The following is a 19,541-nucleotide window of genomic DNA, read 5'->3' as shown; positions in this document are numbered from 1 at the left end:
GCGTGATGTTTCATTGCCGACACATCGGGCCGGGTCCGGCGGATTGTGTTGCTGCGGACGCCCGACACGCCATAGAGTCGCCAACCGTCGGCATGGTGCCACGCTGACCTTGTCTAGAAGTTTCCTGGTCACCAAGGAGGTAAGACGACTTGTGAATGAGTCGACATTTGCTCCCGGGGGTGGTCAACCAGGAATGCGTACGCGGGGCCCGGGTTCCGCGGGGCTCGAGGCTGTCGGCTCCGTCGCTGTCCGAACCTTCGCAGCCCACCAGAGCCAGAGCAGCCCCCAGTTGGCTCTGTCAGCACTCCAGAGCATGGATGGCCATCACGTGAACGCCATGGCCGGCGACGGAAGTGGCGCGCCCCACAACCACTTCGCCGACTACGACGAACTGCCCGACGGGCACTTCTACGACCCCGACGCCGAATACGAGCCGGATCCGGAGTACGCGGCCACGCTCGCGCCCGACGCCGCCCGACAGCGCCGAGAGCGCGTCGGTCCGACCGGACGCCCGCTGCCGTACTTCCCGATCCCGGGCCCGCTGACCGAGCACGGCCCCGCGAAGATCATCGCGATGTGCAACCAGAAGGGCGGCGTGGGCAAGACCACGTCGACCATCAACCTGGGCGCCGCGCTCGCGGAGTACGGCCGGCGCGTGCTGCTCGTGGACTTCGACCCGCAGGGCGCGCTGTCGGTGGGACTCGGCGTCAATCCGATGGAGCTCGACCTCACCGTCTACAACCTGCTCATGGAGCGGGGCATGGCGGCCGACGAGGTGCTCCTGAAGACCGCGGTCCCCAACATGGACCTGCTGCCCAGCAACATCGACCTGTCGGCCGCCGAGGTGCAGCTGGTCTCCGAGGTCGCGCGGGAGTCCACGCTCCAGCGTGCGCTCAAGCCGCTGATGGACGACTACGACTACATCGTCATCGACTGCCAGCCCTCGCTCGGCCTGCTCACGGTCAACGCCCTGACGGCCGCCCACAAGGTGATCGTGCCGCTGGAGTGCGAGTTCTTCGCACTGCGCGGGGTGGCCCTGCTGACCGAGACCATCGAGAAGGTCCAGGAGCGGCTCAACCCCGAGCTGGAGCTCGACGGGATCCTCGCGACCATGTACGACTCGCGCACCGTGCACAGCCGAGAGGTGCTCGCACGGGTCGTCGAGGCCTTCGACGACCACGTCTACCACACGGTCATCGGGCGCACGGTCCGCTTCCCGGAGACCACGGTCGCCGGCGAGCCGATCACCACGTACGCGTCAAACTCCGTCGGCGCCGCCGCCTACCGTCAGCTCGCCAGGGAGGTGCTCGCCCGGTGTCACGCCGAGTGAGTCTGCCGGGGGCCGACGAACTCTTCCGTACGACAGGGGGAACGGCGCTTCAGCCGTCGGCGCCCCGGCGCAACGCGGGCGGCGAGGCCCGGGTGCCCGCACCGGCCGGCGAAAGCGACGGGGTGGCGGCGGGCGGTGCGCAGGACGCGCCGCAGGCCGTGCCCGCGCAGGGCGGCGACGGCGAGGGCGCCGAACACGTGGCGGCCGACGCCGGACAGGCCGACGCCGGGGAGTCCCGCACCAGGGGCGCCCCCGGGGAACGCGCCGAGCGCCGCCAGGGCGCGCAGGAAGGTTCTGCCTCCGCCGACGACCAGCCGCGCAAGCGTGGACGGCAGGCGTCCCGCCGGCCCAGTGGCCGCGAACGGCACGACGAGAAGATCACCGTCTACGTCTCCGCCGAGGAGCTCATGGATCTGGAGCACGCCCGGCTGGTGCTCCGGGGAGAGCACGGGCTGGCCGTGGACCGGGGGCGCATCGTCCGCGAGGCGGTCGCCGTGGTCCTCGCCGACCTGGAGAGCCGCGGGGACGCCAGCATCCTCGTACGACGACTTCGAGGGCGGTAGCGGTAGCCTGCGGGGGCCATGACCTCGCACGACGCCTTTGCCCCCGGCCCCGGCGCAGCAGCCGGCCGTCGGCGTGCGCTGGGGCGGGGACCCGGCAGGCCGCCCGCCGATGCGGAGCCCGAGGTCGAGCCCGACCCCGCCGTCCCGGAACCGGCCCCAGCGGAAACGACCGCAGCGGAAACGGTTTTGGAACCGGTCGCCACGGAGACGGCCCCGGAAGCGGTTGCCGCAGACGCCGCCGCTCCAGAACTGGAAACGCGTTCGGAAGCGATTGCCCGGGCGACCGCCGACGCGGAGTCGGAAACGGGCCGGGAACCGCTTGCCGCAGACGCCGCCGCCCCGGAGTCGGAAACGGGTTCGGAAGCGGTTGCCCGCGATGCAGTCGTCCCGGCTCCGGAAGCGGTCCGGGAACCGCTTGCCGCAGACGCCGCCGCCCCGGAGCCGGAAACAGACCCGGAAGCGGTTGCCTTTGATGCGGCCGGGCTCGATCGCGAAACCGGCAGGGAACCGGTTGCCCTCGAAGCCGCCGCTCCGCCGGGAGGCGCTGTCGTCGGGGGTGCCGCGTCCGCGGCGGAGGGGCCGTCCGACGGCGTCTTCAAGGTGCGGCTCGCCAACTTCGAAGGGCCCTTCGATCTGCTGCTCCAGCTGATCTCCAAGCACAAGCTGGACGTCACCGAGGTCGCGCTGTCGAAGGTGACCGATGAGTTCATGGCGCACATCAGGGCGATGGGGCCCGACTGGGACCTGGACCAGACGACCGAGTTCCTGGTCGTCGCCGCCACGCTGCTCGATCTGAAGGCGGCGCGGCTGCTGCCCGCAGCCGAGGTCGAGGACGAGGCCGACCTGGCGCTGCTGGAGGCCCGGGACCTGCTCTTCGCCCGCCTCCTGCAGTACCGCGCCTACAAGCAGATCGCCGACATCTTCACGCACCGGCTGGAGAGCGAGGGCCGCCGCTACCCCCGTACCGTCGGGCTGGAACCGCATCACGCCGAGCTGCTGCCCGAGGTGGTGATCAGCATAGGCGCGGAAGGGTTCGCCGGACTCGCGGTCAAGGCGATGCAGCCGAGGGCGAAGCCGCAGGTGTACGTCGACCACATCCACGCGCCGTTGGTGAGCGTGCAGGAGCAGGCCGGGATCGTCGTCGCACGGCTGCGTGAGCTCGGCGAGGCGAGTTTCCGGGCGCTGGTGGCGGACACCGACGACACCCTCACCGTCGTCGCCCGCTTTCTCGCGCTGCTGGAGCTGTACCGGGAGAAGGCCGTCGCCCTCGACCAGGAGACCGCGCTCGGTGAGCTGCTGGTGCGCTGGACCGGCGGGGACGGGAACGCGCAGCCCAGGGTCACCGACGAGTTCGACCGGCCTCCCGAGGAGCCAGGGAAGGAGACGAAGACGTGAGCGAGGAGACCGTGAGCAAGGAGAGCGTCGCCGCGCTCGACCTCAAGCCGGCCCTCGAGGCCGTCCTGATGGTCGTCGACGAGCCCGCGACCGAGGAGCATCTCGCGAAGATCCTCCAGCGGCCCCGGCGCAGCGTCGCGGACGCGCTGCGCGAGCTGGCCGACGAGTACACCGTGCAGGGGCGCGGTTTCGAGCTGAGGCTCGTCGCGGGCGGCTGGCGGTTCTACACGCGGCCCGAGTTCGCGGCGGCCGTCGAGGGGTTCGTCCTGGACGGCCAGCAGGCCCGGCTCACCCAGGCGGCGCTGGAGACTCTGGCGGTCGTCGCCTACCGCCAGCCGGTCAGCCGCAGCAGGGTCTCCGCGGTGCGCGGAGTGAACTGCGACGGCGTGATGCGCACCCTGCTCCAGCGCGGTCTGGTGGAGGAGGCGGGCGCGGAACCCGAAACAGGTGCGATCCTGTACGTGACGACGAACTACTTTCTGGAGCGGATGGGCCTGCGCGGTCTGGACGAGCTCCCGGAGCTCGCGCCCTTCCTGCCCGAGGCGGAGGCGATCGAGGCCGAGACCCAGGAGGGCGTGCCGTCGTTCGATCCGGACGCTCCGGATTCCGAGGACGCAGACGACAAGACGGAAATTTGATGCGAAGCAGCAGCGGCAGGAACAGCAGCGGAAACAACGGCGGGAGCCGTGGTGGCAACAGCGGCGGCCGCGGCGGGAGCAGCGGTGGTCGCGGCGCGAGCAGCGGCGGTGGCCGCGGCGCGAGTGGTGGCGGTGGCCGGGGTGCGAGCGGCGGTGGCCGCGGCGCGAGCAGTGGCGGTGGCCGCGGTAACTACCGCGGCGCCGGGAACGCCCGCGACGACCAGCAGGGCGCCAGGCCGAAGAACCCGCGCCCGGAGGAGCGCCGCTACGACGTGGGTCCCGGCGGCACCCACGAGGGCCCGAAGTCGGGGCGCGGCGCGTCCGCGCGCGGCGGCGCCAAGGGCGGCCCCAAGCAGGGGCAGGGCACCGGGCGCGGCCGTTGGGTCCCGGCGACCTCGCGGGAGTACGAGGCGCGGGCCGAGGAGCGCAACCGCGAGCGGTACGCGGGCAAGAAGGACGTCAAGATGCCCAAGACCTTCCCGGGCGCCGAGCAGGAGGGCGAGCGGCTGCAGAAGATCCTCGCGCGCGCGGGCTACGGCTCCCGGCGCTCCTGCGAGGAGCTGATCGAGCAGGCCAGGGTCGAGGTCAACGGCGAGATCGTCCTGGAGCAGGGCAAGCGGGTCGACCCGGAGAAGGACGAGGTCAAGGTCGACGGCCTGACCGTCGCCACGCAGACGTACCAGTTCTTCTCGCTCAACAAGCCGGCCGGCGTCGTCTCCACGATGGAGGACAACGAGGGCCGGCAGTGCCTGGGCGACTACGTGACCAACCGTGAGACGCGGCTGTTCCACGTAGGGCGGCTCGACACCGAGACCGAGGGCGTCATCCTGCTCACCAACCACGGTGAGCTGGCGCACCGGCTGACCCACCCCAAGTACGGCGTGAAGAAGGTCTACCTCGCGCACATCGTGGGTCCCATCCCGCGCGACCTGGGCAAGAAGCTCAAGGACGGCATCCAGTTGGAGGACGGGTACGCGAAGGCGGACCACTTCCGGGTCGTCGAGCAGACCGGGAAGAACTACCTGGTCGAGGTGACCCTGCACGAGGGCCGCAAGCACATCGTGCGCCGGATGCTGGCCGAGGCAGGCTTCCCGGTCGACAAGCTGGTGCGCGTCGCCTTCGGGCCGATCACCCTGGGCGACCAGAAGTCGGGCTGGCTGCGCCGGCTGTCCAACACCGAGGTCGGCATGCTGATGCAGGAAGTCGACCTCTAGGACGCGAATCCCGAGCCCCGGGGCGCGATTCCCGAGCCCGGGGCGTGAGTCCCCGGCCCCGGGGCGCGAATATCGAGCCCCGGGGCTTGTGCGCGACGGCACCCCCTTTTTATAGTCGTAGTGACTATTAAAAGGGGGTGTTCGTCATGCGGGGCCACGACAGGGGCGTTCACGACGAGCACGTCTACGACAAGCACGCCTACGAGCCCTTTGCCGTCACCGCCGATCTCGCCGTGCTCACGCTCCGCGCGGGCGTCCTGCACGTGCTGCTCGTCGAGCGCGGTCAGGAGCCGTACGCCGGCCGGTGGGCGCTGCCCGGCGGCTTCGTGCTGCCGGACGAGTCCGCGGAGACGGCCGCCCGTCGCGAACTCGCCGAGGAGACCGGCCTGAAGGACGTCTCCGGACTGCACCTCGAGCAGCTGCGCACCTACAGCGAACCCGGCCGTGACCCCCGTATGCGGGTCGTGTCCGTCGCCTTCGCCGCCCTGCTGCCCGACGCGCCCGAGCCGATGGGCGGCGGCGACGCGGTCCAGGCGCGCTGGCAGCCGTACGACGACGTCGAGCCGCTCGCCTTCGACCACGACCGGATCCTGGCGGACGCCCACGACCGGGTCGGGGCCAAGCTCGAGTACACCTGTCTCGCAACCGCCTTCTGCCCGCCCGAGTTCACCCTCGGGGAGCTCCAGCAGGTGTACGAGACGGTGTGGGGGACCGGCCTCGACCGGCCCAACTTCCGTCGCAAGGTGCTCGCCACCCCGGGCTTCGTCGAGCCCGTCCCCGGCGGCGCGCGCCTCACCGGCGGCCGCGGCAAACCCGCCGCCCTCTACCGCGCGGGGGCCGCCACCGCGCTTCACCCGCCCCTGCTGCGACCGCCCCGGGAAGGACGTTCTGCATGACCACCTCGACCACCGTCCGAAAGCGCGCCACCGGGTCCCTGCTGGGACTCGCCCTCGGTGACGCGCTCGGGTTCCCGACCGAGTTCGACGACGTCCCGTCGATCCTCGCCAAGTGCGGGCCCTGGCGGGGGATGGAACTTGCGGGGCGCGCCTTCGTCTCCGACGACACCCAGATGACCCTGGCGGTCGGGCGCGCCCTGCGCACCGCCATGGACCGCGGGCTGCTCGTGCCGGCGTCCCTCGTTCCGCAGCTGCGGAAGGAGTTCGTGGCCTGGAACCGGTCACCGGACAACAACCGGGCCCCGGGGCGCACCTGCCTGACCGCGTGCGACCTCCTCGAGGACGACACTCGGCTGTGGCAGGACGCCAGTCAGATCGGCTCCAAGGGCTGTGGCGCCAACATGCGCGTCGCGCCGCTCGGCCTCGTCCCCGGTCTCAGCGACGAGCAGCGGGCCGGCGCAGCCCAGCTCCAAGCCGCCCTCACCCACGGGCACCCCACCGCGCTCGCCGCCTCCGACCTCACCGCGCACGCCGTCCGGCTGCTGACGCAGGGCGCCGACCCCGCCGCGCTGGTCGGGCTGCTGCGCTCGTACGCCCTCGACAACCGCTCCCGCTACCACCACCGCTGGCTCGGCGACCTGTGGACCCGAAGCCAGGACCCGAGCCCGGAGAACTTCATCACGCGCGGCTGGGACGAGTGCCTGGCCGTCCTGGAGCGGCTCCAGGAGACGCTGCGCCGCCCCTCGCCCGAGACCGACCCGTGTCTGGCCGCGGGGGAGGGGTGGATCGCCGAGGAGGCCATGGCCACCGGTCTGCTGTGCTTCCTGCTCTTCCCCGACGAGCCGGTCACCGCACTGCGCCGGGCCGCCTGCTCGTCCGGCGACTCCGACTCCATCGCCTGCCTCGCGGGCGCCTTCGCGGGCGCGCACGCCGGCGCCGACGCCTGGCCCACCGCATGGGCGGACCGGATCGAGTACCACGGCGAACTGATGACGCTCGGGGCTCTGTGGGACCAGTGAGCCCCTGACTCGGACCCTCGGGGCTAGCCGGCCGGGTTCAGGTCAGCCGGATCGCGCCGCCCGCGACGGTGATCTGCTCGGGGAGCAGTGGCTTCGGAGCGGGGCCGCGGGCCACCGAGCCGTCGGCGACGCGGAACTCGCTCCCGTGGCAGGGGCAGTGGATCAGACCGTCCGCGACGGTGCCGACCGTGCAGCCCTGGTGGGTGCAGACCGCGGAGAACGCCTTGAAGTCGTCCTTCGTCGGCTGTGTGACGACGACCTTCTCGTCGGCGAAGATCTTGCCGCCGCCGACGGGGATGTCGCTCGTCTTCGCGAGCTCCTGGCCGGCGGAGGCGTTCGGGGACTTCTTGGACGAGGACGAGGACGAGTTGTCGTCGTCGCCGTATTCGCTGCAGCCCACCGTGAGCGCCGCTGCCGCGCCGCCCGTCGCCAAGAGGACCGTGCGCCGTGTCGCGGGGGAAGTCATGTCGTCACTCCGAACGTGCGGAAGAACCAGAGGGCCGAGGTCAGCCAGACGATCGTCAGCACGGCGAACACGAGTCCGCCGACGAGCGGCAGCAGCCATCCCGGGAGTCGCTCCCAGCGGAGCAGCAGCATCTTGGCACTGAAAGCACCGAAGAAGAAGCAACCCAGGACGGAGTGCCATATCACGCGCGTTTCGTACGACTGCCAGCCAAGCGCGTAGAGGCAGTGCACCGCAACCGGGACCGCGATCAGGAAGGCCGCGCGGCCCGACCAGCGGTGCAGCCCGCCGGCCCAGGCGGGTCCCGGCAGCTTCCCGTACAGCATCAGCGCCGAGACCGGCTGCGCCAGCGCGAAGAACATCGCGGCCGACGCCAGCCAGGACTTCACCGCGCCCGTGCTGCTGAAGCCCGCCAGGTTGAAGGCCGTCCCGGCCGGGTCGTGGACGCGGCCGTACACGCCCAGGGCGAGCGCCACCGCGGCGGCGACGAGCGCCGGGACCAGATAGCGCGCCGGACGCGGACCGCGCGAGGCGGGCCCGGGCCCGGGGAATCCCTGGGTGGCGGCGTTCGGATCGACGGTCATGGCGGCTCCCTGCGAGAGAGGGGGTCAGCGGTTCAGGGTTCAGGGGTTCAGCAGGGGTTCAGGGGCAACGGTTCAGGGCTGAGGGGTTCAGGGGGTCGCGGGGCGGGCCGTGAGCCGCTGTCCGTCGACCGTCACCGCGCCGGTCGCCGGGTCGATGCGGGGAGCGGGCGAGGGCTCGCCGTCCCGGGTGACGACGCCGACCTGGCTGCCGTCCTTCAGGACGATCCACCCGCCGTCGATCTTCGCGGAGCGCACCGTGGCCGTCGCCCGCCACAGCCCTGACGGCTTCTTCGCCCGGTCCGCGGTGAAGGCGTGGCGCGTTCCGCTCACCTCGACCGTGCCGTCGATCTCCTTGCCGTCCTCGAGCGTGCCCTCCAGCTTCGCGCCGTGCTTGCCGGTGAGCCGCAGGGTCCCGTCGTCCTCCACGTCGCCCTTGAGCCACGACTCCTGGGTGCGGCCGTCGCAGAAGTACGCGATCGCCCGGCCGTCGCGGACGGAGACGGCGATCGCCGCCGTGTCGTCGTCCGTGCGTCCGGCGTAGTCGGCGTCGGCGGCCCGGGAGGCGGAGGGGGAGACGGAGGGGGTCGGCGCGGGCGTGGGGGATGCGGGGCTGCTGACCGGGGCCGGGCTCGGCGACTGCTCCTGGTACGAGGAGGAGGCCGACTTCGTGCCCGTTGTCGCGTTGAGCGTCAGCAGGAACGCGGCGAGCACCAGTCCCGCGAGCAGGGTGAGCAGGGGTCCGGGACGCTTCATGTCGGGCCTTCCCCGATGCGGGTGTCCTGCCGTCAGAGTGCCATGACAGCGCAGGCCGCACCCGCCGTAAAGGGCGTACGGGGGTGCGGCCGTCTCGGCGCGCGGGCCGCGCGCACCGCACCCACCCGGTCTGACTACGCTGGATGCAGCAGGAGCCGTAGTCCAGCACTTCAGCAAGGAGCAGCGCCGTGGCGGTACGAGCGGTCCGGGGAGCCGTCCAACTTCAGCGGGACGAGGCCGCCCACATGGACGAGCAGGTCGGCGCCCTTCTCGCCGCCGTCATGGAGCGCAACGCGCTCAGCGCCGACGACCTGATCAGCATCTGGTTCACGGCCACGCCCGACCTGCACAGCGACTTCCCGGCCGCCGCCGCCCGCAAGCTGGGCATCGTCGACGTGCCGCTGATCTGCGCGCAGGAACTCGACATCGAGGGCGCCATGCCGCGGGTGGTGCGGATACTCGCGCACATCGAGTCGGACATCCCGCGCGCCGACATCAGCCACGTCTACCTCGGCGCCGCGGCCGCCCTGCGCAAGGACATCGCCCAGTGAGGACCGCGCTCGTCATCGGAACGGGGCTGATCGGCACGTCCGCGGCCCTGGCCCTCACCCAGCGGGGCGTCGTCGTCCACCTCGCCGACCACGACCCCGAGCAGGCCCGTACGGCGGCGGCGCTCGGCGCCGGCACCGACGAGGAGCCGCAGGGCCCGGTCGACCTCGCGATCGTCGCCGCCCCGCCCGCCCACGTGGCCGGCGTGCTCGCCGACGCGATGCGCCGGGGGGTGGCCCGCGGCTACCTCGACGTGGCCAGCGTCAAGGGCGGGCCGCGCCGCGAGCTGCTGGCCCTCGGCCTGGAACTGTCGGCGTACATCGGCAGCCACCCCATGTCGGGCCGGGAGAAGTCCGGGCCGCTGGCCGCGACCGGCGACCTCTTCGAGGGGCGCCCCTGGGTGCTGACACCGACCCGGGACACCGACACCGAGGTGCTGAACCTCGCCCTGGAGCTGGTCTCGCACTGCCGGGCCGTCCCCGTGGTCATGGACGCGGAGGCCCACGACCGCGCCGTCGCCCTCGTCTCCCACATGCCGCACCTCGTCTCCAGCATGGTCGCGGCGCGGCTGGAGAACGCCGAGGAGGCCGCCGTCCGGCTGTGCGGGCAGGGCATTCGGGACGTCACCCGGATCGCCGCCTCCGACCCCCGGATGTGGATCGACATCCTGTCCGCGAACCCCGGGCCGGTCGCCGACCTGCTCACCGACGTCGCCGCGGACCTGGAGGAGACGGTGCAGGCGCTGCGGGCCCTGCAGTCCTCCGACGACGCCGAGCGCCGTGCGGGCGCCGACGGCGTGGAGAACGTGCTGCGCCGCGGCAACGCGGGCCAGGTACGCGTCCCCGGCAAGCACGGGGCCGCTCCGCGGGTCTACGAGATCGTCGCCGTGCTTATCGACGACCAGCCGGGGCAGCTGGCCCGCATCTTCGCCGACGCCGGTCAGGCGGGCGTGAACATCGAGGACGTCCGCATCGAGCACGCGACGGGGCAGCAGGCGGGTCTCGTGCAGCTGATGGTCGAGCCGAAGTCGGCGGTGGTGCTGTCGTCGGCGTTGCGGGAGAAGGGCTGGGCCATCCGCCAGTAGCCGACGGACCCCGTCGGTGACCGCCGGACCCCGTGCGGCCGAGTGCTGCGGGCCGGTGGCGTGAGGCGCGGGCGCGGCCGGTGGCGTCGGGCAGGGGGGTGTCGGGCCGGGTGGAGAAGGCGCGGCCGGACGAGTGACCCGCGGCCGGTAACCTGGTACGGGGCACAGTCGCGCCCCGTACCTCCACCGCCTCGCACCAGGAAGGTGTCCCCCCGTGGAAAACGGCGCCGCCCAGCCCGTGATTGTCGCCATAGACGGCCCCTCCGGCACGGGCAAGTCGAGCACGTCCAAGGCCGTGGCCGCCCGGCTCGGGCTGAGCTACCTGGACACCGGCGCCCAGTACCGGGCGATCACGTGGTGGATGGTGACCAACGGGATCGACATCGAGGACCCCACGGCGATCGCGGCCGTCGCCGGAAAGCCCGAGATCCTCTCCGGCACCGACCCGGCCGCCCCGACCATCACGGTCGACGGCGTCGACGTCGCCGGACCGATCCGCACCCAGGAGGTCACCTCCAAGGTCAGCGCGGTGAGCGCCGTGCCGGAGGTGCGGTCGCGGATCACCGAACTGCAGCGCTCGCTGGCGGCCGCCGCCGAGCAGGGCATCGTCGTCGAGGGTCGCGACATCGGCACCACCGTGCTGCCCGACGCCGACCTGAAGGTCTTCCTCACCGCCTCCCCGGAGGCCCGCGCGGCCCGCCGCAGCCGCGAGCTGAAGGGCGCGGACCTGCACAGCACCCGTGAGGCGCTGATCAGGCGGGACGCGGCCGACTCCTCCCGCAGGACCTCCCCGCTCGCCAAGGCCGGCGACGCCGTCGAGGTGGACACCACCGAACTGACGCTCCCCCAGGTCATCGAGCGCGTGGTGAGCCTCGTCGAGGAGAGCCGGGCCGCGAAGTGACTCAGCCGTCCGTGCCCTCCGAGAAGGGCGCCGAGGTCGGTCGGCGCATCGGCGTCGGCCTGATGTACGGGCTGTGGAAGCCGCGCGTGCTGGGATCCTGGAAGGTGCCGGCGAGCGGCCCGCTGATCTTCGCGATCAACCACTCCCACAACATCGACGGACCGATGGTGATGGGCGTGGCCCCGCGGCCCACGCACTTCCTGATCAAGAAGGAGGCGTTCATCGGCCCGCTGGACCCCTTCCTGACCGGCATCGGCCAGCTCAAGGTCGACCGGGACACCACCGACCGTACGGCCATCACCCGTGCGCTGGGCGTGCTCGGCAACGGCGGCGTCCTCGGGATCTTCCCGGAGGGCACCCGGGGCGAGGGCGACTTCGCCGCCCTGCGCGCCGGGCTCGCCTACTTCGCGGTGCGCGGCGGAGCGCCGATCGTGCCCGTCGCCGTGCTGGGAAGCACGGAGCGCCGCGGACGGTTGATCAAAGCGCTGCCCCCGCTGCGCTCCCGCGTCGACGTCGTCTTCGGAGACCCGTTCGACGCGGGTGACGGCAGCGGCCGCCGGACCCGCAAGGCACTGGACGAGGCGACCGAACGCATCCAGAAGCAGCTGGCCGCCCACCTGGAAAACGCCAGGCGCCTGACCGGGCGCTGAGCGACACTGAATGACCGAGTAGTGGATCAACCCGGACGAACGGGGCGCTCCACCGATCACCACGATGGAACGACGAGGTACGGACTTCATGAACGACCACAGCCAGCCCGACGGCTCGGACGCCTTCGAGCACGATCACGGGGCGCTCGGTGACGCCGAGTACGCGGAGTTCATGGAGCTCGCCGCCGTCGAGGGCTTCGACATCGAGGACGTCGAGGGGGCCATCGAGGAGGCCGGTCACGGGCCGCTGCCCGTGCTCGCCGTCGTCGGCCGCCCCAATGTCGGCAAGTCGACCCTGGTGAACCGGATCATCGGCCGCCGTGAGGCCGTCGTCGAGGACAAGCCGGGCGTCACCCGCGACCGCGTCACCTACGAGGCCGAGTGGTCGGGCCGCCGCTTCAAGCTCGTCGACACCGGCGGCTGGGAGCAGGACGTCCTGGGCATCGACGCCTCCGTGGCCGCGCAGGCCGAGTACGCGATCGAGGCCGCCGACGCCGTCGTCTTCGTCGTGGACGCCAAGGTCGGCGCCACCGACACCGACGAGGCGGTCGTACGGCTGCTGCGCAAGGCCGGCAAGCCCGTGGTCCTGGCCGCCAACAAGGTCGACGGCCCGAGCGCCGAGGCTGACGCGGCCTACCTGTGGTCCCTGGGCCTCGGCGAGCCGCACCCGATCTCCGCGCTGCACGGCCGCGGCACCGGCGACATGCTGGACGCCGTCCTGGAGGCCCTGCCGGAGGCCCCCGCGCAGACCTTCGGCACCGCGGTCGGCGGCCCTCGCCGGATCGCGCTCATCGGCCGCCCGAACGTCGGCAAGTCCTCGCTGCTGAACAAGGTGGCGAACGAGGAGCGAGTCGTCGTCAACGAGATCGCGGGCACCACCCGCGACCCGGTGGACGAGCTGATCGAACTCGGCGGTGTCACCTGGAAGTTCGTCGACACGGCGGGCATCCGCAAGCGCGTGCACCTTCAGCAGGGCGCCGACTACTACGCCTCGCTGCGCACCGCCGCCGCCGTCGAGAAGGCCGAGGTGGCGGTCATCCTGATCGACGCCTCCGAGTCGATCTCGGTCCAGGACCAGCGCATCGTCACCATGGCCGTGGACGCGGGCCGCGCCCTCGTCATCGCCTACAACAAGTGGGACACCCTCGACGAGGAGCGCCGCTACTACCTGGAGCGGGAGATCGAGACCGAGTTGGCCCAGGTGGCGTGGGCGCCCCGGGTGAACGTCTCGGCGCGCACCGGCCGCCACATGGAGAAGCTGGTCCCGGCGATCGAGACCGCGCTGGCCGGCTGGGAGACCCGCGTTCCGACCGGCCGCCTGAACGCCTTCCTCGGCGAGCTGGTCGCCGCGCACCCGCACCCCGTGCGGGGCGGCAAGCAGCCGCGCATCCTCTTCGGCACCCAGGCCGGCACCAAGCCGCCGCGGTTCGTCTTCTTCGCCTCCGGCTTCATCGAGGCGGGATACCGGCGCTTCATCGAGCGCCGGCTGCGCGAGGAGTTCGGCTTCGAGGGCACCCCGATCCACGTCTCGGTGCGGGTGCGCGAGAAGCGCGGCACGAAGAAGAAGTAGCTCGGGGGAAGCGGTTCGGCAGCGGTAGTTCGGCAGAAGCAGTGTGGGAGCGGTGGCGCGGAGCTGCGGCTTCCGCGGCTTCTGCGCATCGGAGGGCGGCGCCTGTGACAGGCGCCGCCCTCCGGCCGTGTCCGGCCCCGGTCAGCCGTGTCGGGACACGGTCAGAAGGTCCTGCGGGGGGCGGGCGGCAGTGCCGCCGGGATGTGGTGCATCGCGGTGGGCTGCGGCTGTTGGCCGCTGATCTGTCCGACCCGCTGCCACTGCGACTGCGACTGCTGCGACTGCTGCCCGGTCCCGTGCCGTGCGCTCTGCGCCCCGGCGCTGTACGCGCTGTACGAGCTGCTGAACGTTCCCGGGCGGGGCGCCGGGTACGAGCTCGTGCGGTGCGGGATGTTCCCGAACGCGGTGAACCCCAGCTCGTCCTCGCCGCTGCGGTCGCCCGGCAGCGAGCGGAACGTCTTGACGTACTCGGCGTAGAGCGCGTCGTAGATCGGCGTCGCCGATGGGCCGCCCTGTGCGTCCTGAGCCGGTCGCGCGGAGGGGATCGACGGGAAGGGCGGGCGGCGGGGAACGTCGTAGGTGTGCACGTATGTCCAAACGAGGTCGGACATCAAGGGATGCGGCCGGGCGGCGTGGCGTCGGGCGTGCGCCCGGCACGTCCGCACGCCCGATGCACGTCCGCACGCCCGCCGTACGTGGCGCGGGACGTGCGTGCGGGGACCGGCCTGCGCGGAGGGCGTGCGGGGACGTCCGTGCGGGGACGTCCGTGCGGCGCGGGACCGCGTGCGGGTCCCGCGCCCTGGAGACGTCAGGTCCCGGTGAGAACCTCAGGTTCCGGCGAGCGGCAGGGCCGCCCCGACCAACTGCCCGCCCGCGGCGGCCTTGTCGAGCGCGTCCCGCAGCAGGTCCTCGCGGGGCTGACGGCCGATCGAACCGACCGGTGCCGCGAACATCAGCACCTGCTGGTGCTTGTTGGCGGCGGCGCGCCATCCCTCCGTCACCTGCAGCGGCTGGTGCGCCTGCCACCAGGCGACCGGCTGGCCGCCGTTCGCCGAGGGCTGCAGCACCGCGTGCAGCTGGCCCATGGCCAGCAGCACGGACCAGCCGTGCTGAACGGGCGGCGCCTCGGACAGCTGGGAGAGCGGCATGAAGCCCTGCTCGATGAGCAGCGGCAGGAAGTCGTCGCCGGCGCCGGTGGTGCCGGGCCGCACGATGGGCGCGGTCGGCTCGACGACCAGGGCCGGGTGCAACTCCCCGGCGATCAGGACGAGTCCGCTCGTCACACCGAGCACGGCCTGCTCGGGGACGACCTTGCCGACGTCCAGGTCGGCCGAGTCGCCGTTGATGGAGCGGACCGCGCCCTGCAGCTGCTCCTCGGTGACCTGGACGACCTGCGAGGGCAGGCAGGTGGAGTGGGCGAAGGCGAGGACGGCGGTCTCGTCCCCGATGAACAGGACGGTGCTGGTGCGCTCGTTGTCGGAGTCGCCCGGGGTACGGCAGGACGTGCAGTCGTAACTGCCCGGGGCGTTGTCTCCGGCGAGCAGCCGGTCGGCTTCTTCGTCGCCGATCTCGGCGCGAACCTCGTCGCTGAGGTCGAGCATGCGCGGCACGGGGGCTCCCTCGGATGCGGTGCTGGGGCGAGTCGGGGTGGCCCGGCTCGTGGTCCGGGCGTGTCCCCGGCTCATGAAGAAGACAACGGGTGAGCTGTGGCGGGAGTCACGCTGCAGGGCGAACGGAATCGAACCGTCCCGCGCGCATCATCACTCTGGGTGGGGAATCGGACACTCCAGGTCAAGTAACGGGGAGGTCACGGAACTTGATCCGGTGAGCCGGCTCACAGTCGGTCAGACGCACTGGTTGACAAAGCATGAAATAGACGGATGAATCGGGTGTCCGGAATTCGCCGCTACCTACGGTAACCGGCAAGTGGCCTGGGGCGGAGGGGAGTTGGTTGATAACGACTCGTCAGCATCCCTAGATTGCTCCGCCGTGTGCAACGAGCACCGCTCGGGAACGTCCGCCGGCCGCGCGACAGGCAACGCGCAGCACGACCGCCGGCGGACGGGACGGAGCACGACGACCGCGTCCTGCGCGCCAGTTGTGCGCCGTCCCGGGGGAGCCCGGGTTCGTAGAGAGGGATCTACATGTCCGAATGCGCCGATATCCGCACCCGCACATCGTCGCGCAAGACGGCGGTCCTCGCCGGGGCGGTGCTTCTCGCCCCCCTCGGACTGCTGTCCGCGACCGGCGAGGCCGCAGCGGCCGACAGCGGGGTGTGGGACCGCATCGCCCAGTGCGAGAGCGGCGGCGACTGGCACATCAACACCGGCAACGGGTACTACGGCGGGCTGCAGTTCTCCGCCGGCACCTGGCGCGCGTTCGGCGGCGGCGCCTACGCGTCCACCGCCGACAAGGCCAGTAAGGCACAGCAGATCTCCGTCGCGGCGAAGGTGCAGAAAGCCCAGGGGTGGGGCGCGTGGCCGACCTGCTCCGCGCGCGCCGGAGCCTCCGGCAGCGCACCGGGCGCCGGATCGTCCGCGGGCGACTCGGGTTCCTCCGCCGGTTCGGGTTCAGGCTCCGGGTCCTCGAAGTCCTCGAAGTCCTCGAAGTCGTCTAAGTCCTCCAGCTCCTGGAACTCGTCGAAGTCGTCCGGTTCGTCGAAGTCCGCCGGGAAGCCGGGTTCCTCGAAGAAGTCGAGCTCCTGGAAGTCCGGTTCGGGCACGGGTTCCTCGGCGTCGGGTTCCTCGGCGTCGGGTCCGGGTTCGTCCGACGTCGTGGACCGGGCGGGGAAGCAGGCCTCGCGTGGTTCCTCCCGCGGTGACTACACCGTCCGCGAGGGCGACACCCTCAGCGCCATCGGGGCCCGGCACGGCATGACCTGGCAGCGCGTCTACGCCGCCAACAAGACCGTCGTGGGCGGCGACCCCGACCTGATCGTGCCCGGACAGCGCCTCGTGCTCTGAGCCGCTCCCCCTCCGGGACACGGCGGCTCCGTCCGGTCCGACGACGGGACGGGGCCGTTCCCCGTTCTCCGGCGGCGGCGGTCGGCGCGGCCGCCGTGCGACACACTGGGCGCATGCTGGAGACCTCCGCCCGACTGCTGCGTCTGCTCTCCCTGCTCCAGGCCCACCGCGAATGGTCCGGCTCCCAGCTCGCCGACCGGCTCGGCGTCACCGCACGCACCGTGCGCCGGGACGTGGAAAGGCTGCGCGAGCTGGGTTACCCGGTCAACGCGACTCCCGGCACCGGCGGCGGCTACCAGCTGGGCGTCGGGGCCGAGCTGCCGCCGCTGCTGCTGGACGACGACGAGGCCGTCGCCGTCGCCGTGGGGCTGCGCACGGCGGCCGGGCAGGGCATCGAGGGCATCGGCGAGACCTCGGTACGTGCGCTGGCCAAGCTGGAGCAGGTGCTGCCGCACCGGTTGCGGCGCCGGGTGGGCGCCCTCAACGCCTTCACCGTGCCGATGCTGCGCGGCCCGCAGTCCTCAGCCGTGGACCCGGCCCTCCTCACCGAGCTCGCCCATCTCTGCCGGGACGCGGAGCGGCTGCGCTTCGACTACCGGGGGCACGACGGCGGTGAGACCCGCCGGACCGTGGAACCCCACCGACTGGTGTGCACCGAGCGCCGCTGGTACCTGGTCGCCTGGGATCTCGACCGGGCGGACTGGCGCACGTTCCGGGTGGACCGTCTCACCCCGCGGCCGCCGCACGGCCCGCGCTTCGATCCGCGCGAGCCGCCCGCCGAGGACCTCGCCGGGTACGTCTCCGAGGGTGTCTCCACACACGCGTACGCGATCCGGGCCACCGTCCGGCTGCTGGCGCCCCTGGCCGAGGCCGCCGAACGCGTCTCGCCTTCGGCGGGCACGCTGGAGCCGGACGGGGAGGAGGCGTGCGTGCTGCGCACGGGAGCCGCGAGCCTGGATGTGATGGTGATCCACGTGATGATGGCGGGCCTCGAGTTCGAGGTGCTGGAACCGGTGGAGCTGATCGACGCGATCAGGACCGCCCGTGACCGCCTCGAGGGTGCTCTGGCACGGGTCGCCGAGCCCTGGACGCCGGCCGGCGACCCGGCGTGAGGTCCTCCGGAACCCCTCCGGACTCCCTCGGCCGGTACCGCCGCACCTGCCCGGGGAGCAGCCGACGGCACCGGGAGGATGTGTGAAGGCCTCGTGTATTTCCTACGGGCAGTCAGTTCTGGAGAGCGCGCCCGGTAATCGCAGAGAACCGGTTTCGATCGTTTCTGATACGGCATGGCGAAAGCTTTTCGCAAGGTTTTTCGAAGGCCTCGAACGCCGTGCGGAAATGCCGTTCGAATGCATGAACAAGATATACGAAATCGCTCGTACGTGTGACGGGGTTAGGCCGAAACGCGTGTCGTGATCCTGTGACGGAACGGTGACCGGAGTGATCCGCACCCCCCGGTACGGGGTTCCCGGGGCGCGGCGCGCGGCCTAGCGTGGCGGCATGGCACCGAACCCCACTCCGCCAGCGGAGCCGCAGGACAGCCCGGACGGATACGTCGGCCTCGAGGCCGCGCAGGCCGAGCGCCTCGCGCGCGAACGGGGGTGGTCGACGGTGCGCGCGCTGCCCCCAGGGACGATCATCACCATGGAGTACCGCTTCGGCCGGTTGAACTTCGAGGTGCGGGAGGGGCGGGTGGCCCGCGCCTGGAAGGGCTGAGCCGCCCGGCCCGCCGCCCTGGCGCCGCCGCCCGCGGGAGGTCCCCCGGGGCCCGCACGGACACAGGCCCCGCTTCCCGACGTCGGGAAGCGGGGCCTGTGTCCGTGGGCGACTTCGCGGGGCCGGGGGTGCGTACCGGGCCCCGCCGTCATGAGGCGGATCCGTGCAGGTCAGCCCCCGGTCAGGGGGCGGGCCGTCGAGGTTGTGGCACCCCGGGGGCGCGGTCGGAGTGCGGCGGCCGACGGCTGCCGACCGGGGTGACCGGGGTGCGTTCCGAGCGGGTGGTGTGCGGGCCGGGGGCCAGGTAGACCGGTGCACGCGCCGGACGGGCCGCGGTGGACGTCTCGCGGCGCGCGACGGCCTCGTCCTGGGAGGACGCCGCCGTGCCCGCCGCGCCGTTCGTCACGACCGACACCGGGACGGCCACCGGGGCAGCCGGAACCGGGAGCGTGCCGCTGCGGCGTTCGCGCCGACGGTCGCGCCAGGCGAAGATCGCGACCTCGGCGCGGGCGATCAGGGGCTCGCACCACGGCAGCGCCAGCATGACGAGCAGACCTGAGGTCCAGCCCAGCAGCACGTCGCTCAGCCAGTGCGTACCGAGGTAGACGGTGGTGAGGCCGACGCCGAGCGAGACCACCGCGGAGGCGGCGGACAGCCAGCGGCGGGCCCTCGGCGTGGAGGCCAGATACGCGAGGATTCCCCAGGTCACGACGGCGTTGGCGGTGTGGCCGCTGGGAAATATATCGCCGCCCATGCCCATCTCGTTCGAGCCGATGGTGGTCGCGTAGTGCGGTCCGAGCCGGCCCATGCCGAGCTTGGCGGCCCCCACGGTCATGTTCAGCAGCAGCAGTGAGGCGCCCAGGGTGAGCAGCGGGCGCAGGGTGTGCTGCCGCCAGGATCTCCAGCCGAGCCACGCGGCGACCATGACGGCGGTCGGGCCGCGCTGGCCGAGGACCACGTAGTAGTCGAGGAAGGCGTGGATCTCCGGCCACTGCTGGTACGGCCGGAAGAACATGACCTGCCAGTCGAGCCGGACCAGCCACGACGTGACCACCACGAGCCACACGATCGCCAGATAGAAGGCCAGGGTCGCGACCAGCAGCGCGATCCTGTGCCTGCTCATCTTCGGCACATCGATGTGGGCCGGTCGTTCCGGCTCACGGTCGAGCCTGGCGAACACCCGGTCCAGACGGGTGAGGTTTTGTTCGGTACGCACCTAAACGACGTTACAGCGAGTGAGCTCGAGACCCGGC

The 19,541-nt window shown here is 72.0% G+C and carries 21 protein-coding genes; 15 read left to right on the top strand and 6 right to left on the bottom strand.

Annotated elements, in window-relative coordinates:
• The first annotated feature begins 193 nt into the window (after positions 1 to 193).
• From QA802_RS10280 to QA802_RS10250, 7 genes are all read left to right on the top strand, one after another.
• Positions 194 to 1,330 carry a ParA family protein gene (locus tag QA802_RS10280; RefSeq protein WP_079041320.1) on the top strand — a complete coding sequence of 379 codons (1,137 nt, stop codon included), beginning with the start codon at positions 194 to 196 and terminating at the stop codon, positions 1,328 to 1,330.
• Positions 1,315 to 1,893 carry a hypothetical protein gene (locus tag QA802_RS10275; protein WP_319166360.1) on the top strand — a complete coding sequence of 193 codons (579 nt, stop codon included), beginning with the start codon at positions 1,315 to 1,317 and terminating at the stop codon, positions 1,891 to 1,893. The genes QA802_RS10280 and QA802_RS10275 overlap by 16 nt, the downstream gene beginning before the upstream one ends.
• A gap of 270 nt (positions 1,894 to 2,163) precedes the next feature.
• The gene (locus tag QA802_RS10270; protein WP_443042268.1) at positions 2,164 to 3,288 is read left to right on the top strand and encodes a segregation and condensation protein A; all 1,125 of its coding nucleotides are present in this window, start codon (positions 2,164 to 2,166) and stop codon (positions 3,286 to 3,288) included.
• Between the two features lie 68 nt (positions 3,289 to 3,356).
• Positions 3,357 to 3,926, top strand: a complete 570-nt coding sequence (gene scpB, locus QA802_RS10265) for an SMC-Scp complex subunit ScpB (protein ID WP_416070811.1) — start codon at positions 3,357 to 3,359, stop codon at positions 3,924 to 3,926.
• Positions 3,926 to 5,140, top strand: coding sequence for a pseudouridine synthase (locus QA802_RS10260; protein ID WP_334520297.1), 1,215 nt, complete (start codon positions 3,926 to 3,928; stop codon positions 5,138 to 5,140). The genes scpB and QA802_RS10260 overlap by 1 nt, the downstream gene beginning before the upstream one ends.
• Positions 5,141 to 5,286: 146 nt before the next feature.
• Positions 5,287 to 6,036 (top strand): NUDIX hydrolase, encoded by a 750-nt coding sequence (locus tag QA802_RS10255; protein WP_334520294.1) that lies wholly within the window; start codon positions 5,287 to 5,289, stop codon positions 6,034 to 6,036.
• The gene (locus tag QA802_RS10250; protein ID WP_334520290.1) at positions 6,033 to 7,055 is read left to right on the top strand and encodes an ADP-ribosylglycohydrolase family protein; all 1,023 of its coding nucleotides are present in this window, start codon (positions 6,033 to 6,035) and stop codon (positions 7,053 to 7,055) included. Before QA802_RS10255 ends, QA802_RS10250 begins: the two co-directional genes overlap by 4 nt.
• Positions 7,056 to 7,092: 37 nt before the next feature.
• Here the strand turns inward: QA802_RS10250 and QA802_RS10245 are convergent, their stop codons facing one another.
• From QA802_RS10245 to QA802_RS10235, 3 genes are all read right to left on the bottom strand, one after another.
• Positions 7,093 to 7,521 (bottom strand): Rieske (2Fe-2S) protein, encoded by a 429-nt coding sequence (locus QA802_RS10245; protein WP_334520288.1) that lies wholly within the window; start codon positions 7,519 to 7,521, stop codon positions 7,093 to 7,095.
• Positions 7,518 to 8,102: a DUF6529 family protein gene (locus QA802_RS10240; RefSeq protein ID WP_334520285.1), complete on the bottom strand. Its 585-nt coding sequence runs from the start codon at positions 8,100 to 8,102 to the stop codon at positions 7,518 to 7,520. The genes QA802_RS10245 and QA802_RS10240 overlap by 4 nt, the downstream gene beginning before the upstream one ends.
• An 87-nt stretch (positions 8,103 to 8,189) precedes the next feature.
• Positions 8,190 to 8,855: a hypothetical protein gene (locus tag QA802_RS10235; RefSeq protein ID WP_334520282.1), complete on the bottom strand. Its 666-nt coding sequence runs from the start codon at positions 8,853 to 8,855 to the stop codon at positions 8,190 to 8,192.
• Positions 8,856 to 9,043: 188 nt separating this feature from the next.
• Between QA802_RS10235 and aroH the strand changes: the two genes are divergently transcribed.
• The 5 genes from aroH (at position 9,044) to der (ending at position 13,609) form a co-directional block, all read left to right on the top strand.
• The gene (aroH, locus tag QA802_RS10230) at positions 9,044 to 9,406 is read left to right on the top strand and encodes a chorismate mutase (RefSeq protein ID WP_334520279.1); all 363 of its coding nucleotides are present in this window, start codon (positions 9,044 to 9,046) and stop codon (positions 9,404 to 9,406) included.
• Entirely contained in the window at positions 9,403 to 10,488 is a 1,086-nt protein-coding gene (locus tag QA802_RS10225) for a prephenate dehydrogenase (RefSeq protein WP_334520276.1), read from the top strand. The genes aroH and QA802_RS10225 overlap by 4 nt, the downstream gene beginning before the upstream one ends.
• A gap of 214 nt (positions 10,489 to 10,702) precedes the next feature.
• Positions 10,703 to 11,389 (top strand): (d)CMP kinase, encoded by a 687-nt coding sequence (gene cmk / locus QA802_RS10220; RefSeq protein ID WP_334520273.1) that lies wholly within the window; start codon positions 10,703 to 10,705, stop codon positions 11,387 to 11,389.
• 62 nt (positions 11,390 to 11,451) lie between these two features.
• Positions 11,452 to 12,039: a lysophospholipid acyltransferase family protein gene (locus QA802_RS10215; RefSeq protein ID WP_334534462.1), complete on the top strand. Its 588-nt coding sequence runs from the start codon at positions 11,452 to 11,454 to the stop codon at positions 12,037 to 12,039.
• 88 nt (positions 12,040 to 12,127) lie between these two features.
• The gene (der, locus tag QA802_RS10210) at positions 12,128 to 13,609 is read left to right on the top strand and encodes a ribosome biogenesis GTPase Der (protein ID WP_319166346.1); all 1,482 of its coding nucleotides are present in this window, start codon (positions 12,128 to 12,130) and stop codon (positions 13,607 to 13,609) included.
• A gap of 161 nt (positions 13,610 to 13,770) precedes the next feature.
• Here the strand turns inward: der and QA802_RS10205 are convergent, their stop codons facing one another.
• Both QA802_RS10205 and QA802_RS10200 read right to left on the bottom strand, forming a co-directional pair.
• Entirely contained in the window at positions 13,771 to 14,196 is a 426-nt protein-coding gene (locus QA802_RS10205) for a hypothetical protein (protein ID WP_334534459.1), read from the bottom strand.
• A gap of 240 nt (positions 14,197 to 14,436) precedes the next feature.
• Positions 14,437 to 15,219 (bottom strand): DUF8842 C-terminal domain-containing protein, encoded by a 783-nt coding sequence (locus QA802_RS10200; protein ID WP_334520270.1) that lies wholly within the window; start codon positions 15,217 to 15,219, stop codon positions 14,437 to 14,439.
• A 534-nt stretch (positions 15,220 to 15,753) separates the two neighbouring features.
• Between QA802_RS10200 and QA802_RS10195 the strand changes: the two genes are divergently transcribed.
• The 3 genes from QA802_RS10195 to QA802_RS10185 all read left to right on the top strand — a co-directional run bounded on the left by QA802_RS10195 (position 15,754) and on the right by QA802_RS10185 (position 18,288).
• The gene (locus tag QA802_RS10195) at positions 15,754 to 16,572 is read left to right on the top strand and encodes a LysM peptidoglycan-binding domain-containing protein (RefSeq protein ID WP_334520267.1); all 819 of its coding nucleotides are present in this window, start codon (positions 15,754 to 15,756) and stop codon (positions 16,570 to 16,572) included.
• A gap of 113 nt (positions 16,573 to 16,685) precedes the next feature.
• Positions 16,686 to 17,684: a helix-turn-helix transcriptional regulator gene (locus QA802_RS10190; RefSeq protein ID WP_334520264.1), complete on the top strand. Its 999-nt coding sequence runs from the start codon at positions 16,686 to 16,688 to the stop codon at positions 17,682 to 17,684.
• 388 nt (positions 17,685 to 18,072) lie between these two features.
• Positions 18,073 to 18,288 (top strand): I78 family peptidase inhibitor, encoded by a 216-nt coding sequence (locus QA802_RS10185; protein ID WP_334520261.1) that lies wholly within the window; start codon positions 18,073 to 18,075, stop codon positions 18,286 to 18,288.
• A gap of 181 nt (positions 18,289 to 18,469) precedes the next feature.
• Here the strand turns inward: QA802_RS10185 and QA802_RS10180 are convergent, their stop codons facing one another.
• Positions 18,470 to 19,504 carry a phosphatase PAP2 family protein gene (locus tag QA802_RS10180; protein WP_443042085.1) on the bottom strand — a complete coding sequence of 345 codons (1,035 nt, stop codon included), beginning with the start codon at positions 19,502 to 19,504 and terminating at the stop codon, positions 18,470 to 18,472.
• Between the last annotated feature and the right edge of the window lie 37 nt (positions 19,505 to 19,541).

Source organism: Streptomyces sp. B21-105 (assembly GCF_036898465.1).
Classification (GTDB): domain Bacteria; phylum Actinomycetota; class Actinomycetes; order Streptomycetales; family Streptomycetaceae; genus Streptomyces.
This window is presented reverse-complemented; position numbering and strand designations above follow the sequence as displayed.